The sequence below is a fragment of the Mesorhizobium sp. P5_C1 genome (assembly GCF_054049815.1).
Genome location: NZ_JBFULQ010000324.1, coordinates 1 through 6,426, shown reverse-complemented (window position 1 = coordinate 6,426; position 6,426 = coordinate 1). Strand labels below are relative to the sequence as shown.

Below are 6,426 nucleotides of genomic sequence, written 5' to 3'. Positions count from 1 at the left end.
AAGCAGTATCGCGTGACCATTGACGGCGACACGCACAATTTCAACTACCGCACCGACGTGTTCGCCGATGCCGACCTCGCCAAGGCCTGGAAGGATGGCGGCGGTGAAGGCGAGTGGGGCGTGCCGAAGACCTGGCAACAGGTCCAGGCGGTCACCAAGTTCCTCAAGGGCAAGAAGTTCAAGGGCCAGGACGTCTATGGCTATCTCGATGCGCCCAAGCCATGGGGTGGTTTCGGCTTCTACTTCCTCGGCAGCCGCGCCACCGCCTACGCCAAGCATCCCGATGACAAGGCCTGGCTGTTCGACGCCGACACGATGAAGCCGCGCATCAACAACCCGGCCTGGGTGCGGGCAATCCAGGACGTCATCGACGCGCTGCCGTCCGAACCGGCGGACCAGATCAACGCCGACCCGAACACCACCGGCTTCCAGCAGTTCCTGGCCGGCACCGGTTCGATGATCCCCTGGTGGGGCGACATCGGCTCCAACGTCAAGACCAATGATTCCTCGGTCATCGGCGACGTCACCGGTTTCTCGATCCTGCCCGGCTCCGACGACGTCTACAATTCCAAGACCGGCAAGTGGGAAAAGCTCGCCAGCGGGCCGAACTACTCGCCGAACTGCGCCTATCTCGGCTGGGGCGTCTATGTCATGGCCCGCGTCGATGCCGACGAGAAGAAGAAGAAGGCGGCATGGTCCGCCGCCGCCCATCTCGGCGGCAAGGACCTGTCGATCTGGACGGCGATGTATCCGTCGGGCTTCCAGCCCTATCGCAACTCCCACTTCGACATTCCGGAATGGGTGGCGGCAGGCTACGACGAGGCCTTCATCACTTCGTACCTGAAGTCGGAAGGCGATTCGTACAACCATCCGAACGCGGCGATCGAGCCGCGCATCCCCGGCATCTTCCAGTACTACAGCGCCGCCGAGGATATTCTGGCCAACACCTTCGCCGGCAAGATGAAGGCGCAAGAAGGCGCAGACGCCATCGCAGCGGCCTGGGAGAAGCTGACCGACCAGATCGGCCGCGAAAAGCAGGTCAAGCTCTACAAGGCTTCGCTCGGCATGTAGGCTATTGTGAAACCGTGGTCCGGCGGCAACGCCGGACCACAGCAGACCGGCTCCGGCTCCTCGATGAGCCTTCAAACGGGCGAGATATGTGACTGACCCGACTTCGACCGCGAACCAGTGGCCGGCAGATGCCGACCCTTCCGATCTGATTTCGCCCGGCCGAAAACGCCTCGGTTGGGCGCTGATGGCTGTTGCGACGGTTGGCCTGCTGGCGGTGATCGTGCTGGAGATCCTGTACAAGACCGAAGCCGATACCATCGGCTTCGAGACGTGGCGCCCTGTCGTCTATGCCTATGTTCTGTGGGGCGTGGCGCTCGGTATCGGCCAGGTGCTGACACGCGGCGAGGACGGCCAGCGCGCCCTGTTCCTGCTGCCGGCGCTGCTGTTTACCATCGCCATGGTGATCTTCCCGACGCTGTTCGGTTTCTATATCGCGCTGACCGACTGGAACCTCAGTTCCTTCAGCGGCCGCAAGTTCAATGGGCTTGCCAATTTCTGGCAGATGCTGGGCGATCCCTACTACCGCAACGCGCTGTTCAACATGGTGCTCTATGTGCTCGCCGTGCTGGTCGAATATGTCATTGCCTTTGGCCTGGCGCTGTTGCTCAACGCGCAGATCCGCGCCCGCAAATTCTTCCGCGTCGTCTTCCTGATGCCGCTGATGCTGTCGCCGGTCGCGGTGTCGTGGATGGTCGGCAAGTCGCTGATGGAATACCGCTTCGGGCCGGCGGCAACATTGGCGCGCTATCTCGGCTGGGAAAACCCGGCCTTCTTCAGCGACCCGATCATCGCCCGTATCTCGATCATGGTGCTGGATGCCTGGACCTTCATCCCGTTTATGATGATCATGCTGCTCGCCGGCCTGCAGGCAATGTCGCGTGAGATACTGGAAGCGGCACGGGTCGACGGCGCGAATGCGTGGCAGACCTTCTGGCAAGTCACCTTCCCGCTGATGCTGCCGGTGTCGGTGACGGCGGTGATCCTGCGCATCATCTTCAAGCTGAAGCTTGCCGACATCATCATCACGGTGACGTCCGGCGGCCCGGGCGGCGCCACCGATTCGGTATCGAGCTTCATCTACCGCGAATATCGCGACCGCTCGAATGTCGGCTACGGAACCATGCTGGCGATGGTCTATCTCATCATCATCGTCGTGTTCGTGACCTGGCTGCTGAAATTCGCCAACCGCTTCGTGCGCAACGTCAACTGAGCGGCCGGGATCATGAGCGTTCAAACCACCGAGTACACCGTTTCCGAAATCCGCTCTCCGGCGAGCTTCATCACCAGCCGCGTCTTCATCTATGGCGCGCTGGTGTTCTGGGCGTTCATCTGCCTGTTCCCGATCTACTGGACGATAACCACCTCGTTCAAATCGGCGGTCGACGTCACCCAGGGCCACCTGATCCCGTTCGTCGACTTCCAACCGGACTGGAAGGGCTGGCGTTCTCTCGGCCTGTCGCCGGATTCGATCTTCCAGACCTCGACGGTGCGCGATGAGTTCTTCAAGCGCTTCATGAACTCGGTGATCACCTCGGTCGGCGCGTCGAGCCTCGCCATCATCATCGGCAGCCTCGCCGCCTACGGCCTTACCCGCTATCGCTACCATTTCGCCTGGTTCAAGAACGAGGACATCTCGTTCTTCTTCCTGTCGCAGCTGATCCTGCCGCCGGTGGTGCTGGCCTTGCCCTTCCTGGTGCTCTACCGGGAGGTCGGCCTGCTCGACACGCGCGTCGGACTGATCCTGCTCTACACGCTGATGGTGCTGCCGATCGTCATCTGGATCATGCGCGACCAGTTCAATTCCATACCGGTCGAGCTCGAGGAAGCAGCGCTCGTCGACGGGCTGTCGATCTGGGGCGCCTTCTTCCGCATCGTCATGCCGATCGCGCTGCCGGGCATGGTCGCTGCCTTCATCCTGGCGATGGTGCTGTGCTGGAACGAGTATTTCTTCGCCGCGCTGCTGACTTCGACCGACGCCAAGACAATTCCGGTCATGGTGGCGAGCCAGACCGGCTCGCAAGGCATCAACTGGTGGTCGATGGCCGCGCTGGCCACCGCGGCAATTGCGCCATTGGCCGTCATCGGCATCGCGCTCGAACGCTATCTGATCATGGGCATGACCGCGGGCGCGGTGAAATAGGCGATGGCTGCCAAATACTGGTTCGCGCGCAACATCCGCGTTGGCCACAAGGGCTACGACCGTTACGGCAAGGGCGTCATGCCGATCGCCTGGCAGGGTCGCGCTGTCATCGCCGGCTTTGTGGTGGCCATGGTGGGAGGCGGCCTGTCGATGCTCCTGATCGTGCTCTACACCAGGACATTTCCCCTCGGCATCGCGCTGTTTGCCATCCTTGCCGTTGCCGGCGGCGGCACCTTCATCTGGGCTGTCGCGACCAAAAGCGATCCGGACAAGTCGATCACCGACTATAGGGCGGAGCGGCAGAAAATCGGCGGTTAGCTCCTCAGGATCGCGCGCAAATGATCCATGATCATGGCGACACCCTTTTGCCCAAGCTCGGCCGAGGCGTCCTTGGCGGTCGCGGTGTACCAGCTCTTGTTGTCTTCGAAGTGACTGGCATCGACAGCTTCCGGGCATAGCGCCAGCATCAGCGAGGTCTCGCCGATGCCGGCATGGTCGAACGGGTACTTGCCGTTCATTGTCGCCGACATCAGCGGATGCACCTGCACCCAGTTGAAGAAATTGCCGCCCTCGGCGTGCTGGGCATAATAGCCGGCCATCGCCTCCGAGCCCCACCAGCCCTCGCCGCGCTCCTTTTCGAGGAAGCGGAAGATCGCCTGCCGGCCGGCGGTCTTGAAGGCGAGATCGGTCGGCATGCCGGCGGCGAAATTCTCGGTCTGGTGGTGGATGATGGCGTGGATGTTGCGAAAGCCTATGCGCAGCAGGCTGTAAAACAGCTCTTCGCCGAACGGCGCCAGTTGATTGCCGCCGACCTGCAGCGAGCCGCTGCCTTCCGGGGCCGCCACGGCGTAGCTTGCCGCGCCATAGTAGAAGGGCGGCAGGATGACGATGTCGCGCTCCTTCTCGAACAGCTCCAGCGTCTTGATGACGGCCAGGGTGTCCATGCCGACGGCCATGTGCTCGCCATGGTATTCGAGCACGCCGAGCGGCAAGGCAACCGGCCAGTTCTCGGCGATCGCCTTGCGGATCTGGTGCGGCAGCATCAGTTCGTAGCGCATGGTCTATTCCATGTTGGTGTGGCGGGCGCGCATCGCTTCCGGCGAAGCGCCGATCAAATCCCTGAGCTTCAGCACCATCACCTCGAACAGCAGGAATAGCGCCCCTTCGAACACCGAACCCATCGGCAGCACCGACGTTTTCTTGGCCCCCTGGTCGTTGGCCATTGTCTGTGCGGGAATGAGCAGCGTGAAATCAGCGCGCTTTGCCGCACTGCTTTCGGCCTGGGCTGTCAGCAGCAGGTTCGTTGCGCCGGCACCGTGCGCGACCTGCATCAAGGTGAGCACGGTCGAGGTTTCTCCCGGCCCAGAACTGGCCAGGAAGACATCGCCGGGTCCCAGCGGCGGCGTGTTCATGTCGCCGACCACCGAGACCGGCAGGCCGAGATGATAGAGCCGCATGGCAAAGCCCTTGACCTGCAAGGCCTCGCGGCCGCAGCCATAGACGACGATTTGTCCGGCTCCTGCAAGCATCTGGCAAGCGGCGTCGATGCGGCTGCCGTCGACCCGTGCCAGCACGCTGCCGAGTTCGCCAAGCGCGGTCTTGAACGGATTTTCGCTGTTGTCGGTCACGGCGAACCTGGCATCGAAATCATCCCGGGGATTGTCGCTCTTGCTTCGACGAACAGCTTGATTTCGCTCATGCTAGCAACCGCGAAAAAGCGTGTCCAACGGTCCGCGATGCTTTTGCCGAGCCACAGGCATGATAGTGTCATGTCAGACAAATCAAGTGAGGCAGACAGCAGAATATGAAGACACGGCACTTCGACCGCATCGGCAATGGCGGCATCCCTTTTACCGAGCTCGGCTTCGGCACCGCGCCGCTCGGCAATCTCTACCGTGCTGTCTCGGACGAGGACGCCAACGCCACGCTGGAGGCCGCCTGGGCGACCGGCTGCCGCTACTACGACACCGCGCCGCTCTACGGGCTCGGCCTGTCGGAAACGCGGCTCAATCCGTTCCTGCGCTCCAAGAAGCGCGATGACTATGTGCTGTCAAGCAAGGTCGGCCGCATCATGCGCGCCTGTCCGCCGGAACAGCGCACCGCCATCGGCAAGTTCTTCGACACGCCGTCGCGCCGTGAGGTCTACGACTACAGCTATGACGGCGTCATGCGTTCGTTCGAAGCCTCGCTCGAGCGCCTCGGCGTCGACCGTATCGACATCCTCTTCGTGCACGATGTCGACATCTTCACCCATGGCAGCAAGGAAGCGGCCGACCGGCGCATCGAGGAGTTCATGGGCTCGGGCTATTACGGGCTGCTGTCGCTCCGCGATCAGGGCGTGATCAAGGCGTTCGGCGGCGGCATCAACGAGTGGCAGGTTGCCCAGACGCTGGCCGAGCGTGGCGATTTCGACCTGTTCCTGCTTGCCGGGCGCTATACGCTGCTCGAACAGGAGGCGCTGGCATCGTTCCTGCCGCTCTGCCAGGCGCGTGGCATCGGCATCGTCCTCGGCGGTCCCTACAACTCCGGCATCCTGGCGACCGGACCGAGGCCCGGCGCGCACTACAACTACTCCGAGGCGCCACAGGACATCATGGAGCGCGTCGCGCGCATCGACGCCGTCTGCAAGCGCCATGGCGTGCGGTTGATCGAGGCTGCCCTGCAATTCCCGCTGCTGCACCCTTCGGTGGTCTCGGTGATCCCCGGCGGCCAGCGGCCGAGCGAAGTCGAGAGCAACCGCTCGCTGCTCGACGCAAAGCTGCCGGCAGCGCTTTGGGCCGATCTCAAGCAGGAAGGCCTGATGCGCGCCGACGCGCCGAATGGCTAGTGCATGTATCGCGCCCAAAGGTGGACCCGGTTTTGGGACAACGGCATGCATAAGAGCAAAGACCCAAAGCGCGTCGCCTGAATCCGTTCACGGTACACGACCCAGGCGTGTTTTGAGATCATCCTGGATCGTGCGGAGCCAGGGGGTCAGCCCTCTACCCCTGGCGGCCATCACTGTTGATTGTCCTGATTTCGCCGCAACACCTTGCGTACCACCAGTGCAATTCCGATGGCGAGCAGAACGATCCCGGCAGCCATATATCCCGTCGATGCGGCCCGGTAACCCGATGCCGCAAGCAGGAAGCCAATGACGATAAAGACCAATCCGGCAAGCTTGTCGATCAACAGGTTCATTTCCGAACACCCCTAGGCATGGGGAACCTCTTCCC

The 6,426-nt window shown here is 62.4% G+C and carries 7 protein-coding genes and 1 pseudogene; 5 read left to right on the top strand and 3 right to left on the bottom strand.

Annotated features, from left to right (window positions below; translation table 11 throughout):
• From ACXJ7R_RS21905 to ACXJ7R_RS21890, 4 genes and pseudogenes are all read left to right on the top strand, one after another.
• A pseudogene (locus tag ACXJ7R_RS21905) lies at window positions 1-1,071 on the top strand (sugar ABC transporter substrate-binding protein); the annotation flags it as partial.
• A gap of 88 nt (window positions 1,072-1,159) precedes the next feature.
• The gene (locus tag ACXJ7R_RS21900) at window positions 1,160-2,281 is read left to right on the top strand and encodes a carbohydrate ABC transporter permease (protein ID WP_457153677.1); all 1,122 of its coding nucleotides are present in this window, start codon (window positions 1,160-1,162) and stop codon (window positions 2,279-2,281) included.
• A 12-nt stretch (window positions 2,282-2,293) separates the two neighbouring features.
• Window positions 2,294-3,211, top strand: coding sequence for a carbohydrate ABC transporter permease (locus ACXJ7R_RS21895; protein ID WP_457153676.1), 918 nt, complete (start codon window positions 2,294-2,296; stop codon window positions 3,209-3,211).
• A 3-nt stretch (window positions 3,212-3,214) separates the two neighbouring features.
• Window positions 3,215-3,529: a hypothetical protein gene (locus ACXJ7R_RS21890; RefSeq protein WP_457153678.1), complete on the top strand. Its 315-nt coding sequence runs from the start codon at window positions 3,215-3,217 to the stop codon at window positions 3,527-3,529.
• On the opposite strand, the gene ACXJ7R_RS21885 is transcribed toward ACXJ7R_RS21890, so the two are convergent.
• Both ACXJ7R_RS21885 and ACXJ7R_RS21880 read right to left on the bottom strand, forming a co-directional pair.
• Window positions 3,526-4,269 carry a creatininase family protein gene (locus ACXJ7R_RS21885; RefSeq protein ID WP_457153675.1) on the bottom strand — a complete coding sequence of 248 codons (744 nt, stop codon included), beginning with the start codon at window positions 4,267-4,269 and terminating at the stop codon, window positions 3,526-3,528. The two genes, ACXJ7R_RS21890 and ACXJ7R_RS21885, sit on opposite strands and share 4 nt — an antisense overlap.
• 3 nt (window positions 4,270-4,272) lie before the next feature.
• A complete protein-coding gene (locus ACXJ7R_RS21880) occupies window positions 4,273-4,839 on the bottom strand; it encodes an SIS domain-containing protein (protein ID WP_457153674.1) in 567 nt (188 codons plus the stop codon).
• Window positions 4,840-5,015: 176 nt separating this feature from the next.
• Between ACXJ7R_RS21880 and ACXJ7R_RS21875 the strand changes: the two genes are divergently transcribed.
• Window positions 5,016-6,038 (top strand): aldo/keto reductase, encoded by a 1,023-nt coding sequence (locus tag ACXJ7R_RS21875; RefSeq protein WP_457153673.1) that lies wholly within the window; start codon window positions 5,016-5,018, stop codon window positions 6,036-6,038.
• Window positions 6,039-6,208: 170 nt separating this feature from the next.
• Here the strand turns inward: ACXJ7R_RS21875 and ACXJ7R_RS21870 are convergent, their stop codons facing one another.
• Complete coding sequence (locus ACXJ7R_RS21870; protein WP_457153672.1) at window positions 6,209-6,391, bottom strand: hypothetical protein; 183 nt, start codon at window positions 6,389-6,391, stop codon at window positions 6,209-6,211.
• Window positions 6,392-6,426: the final 35 nt, after the last annotated feature.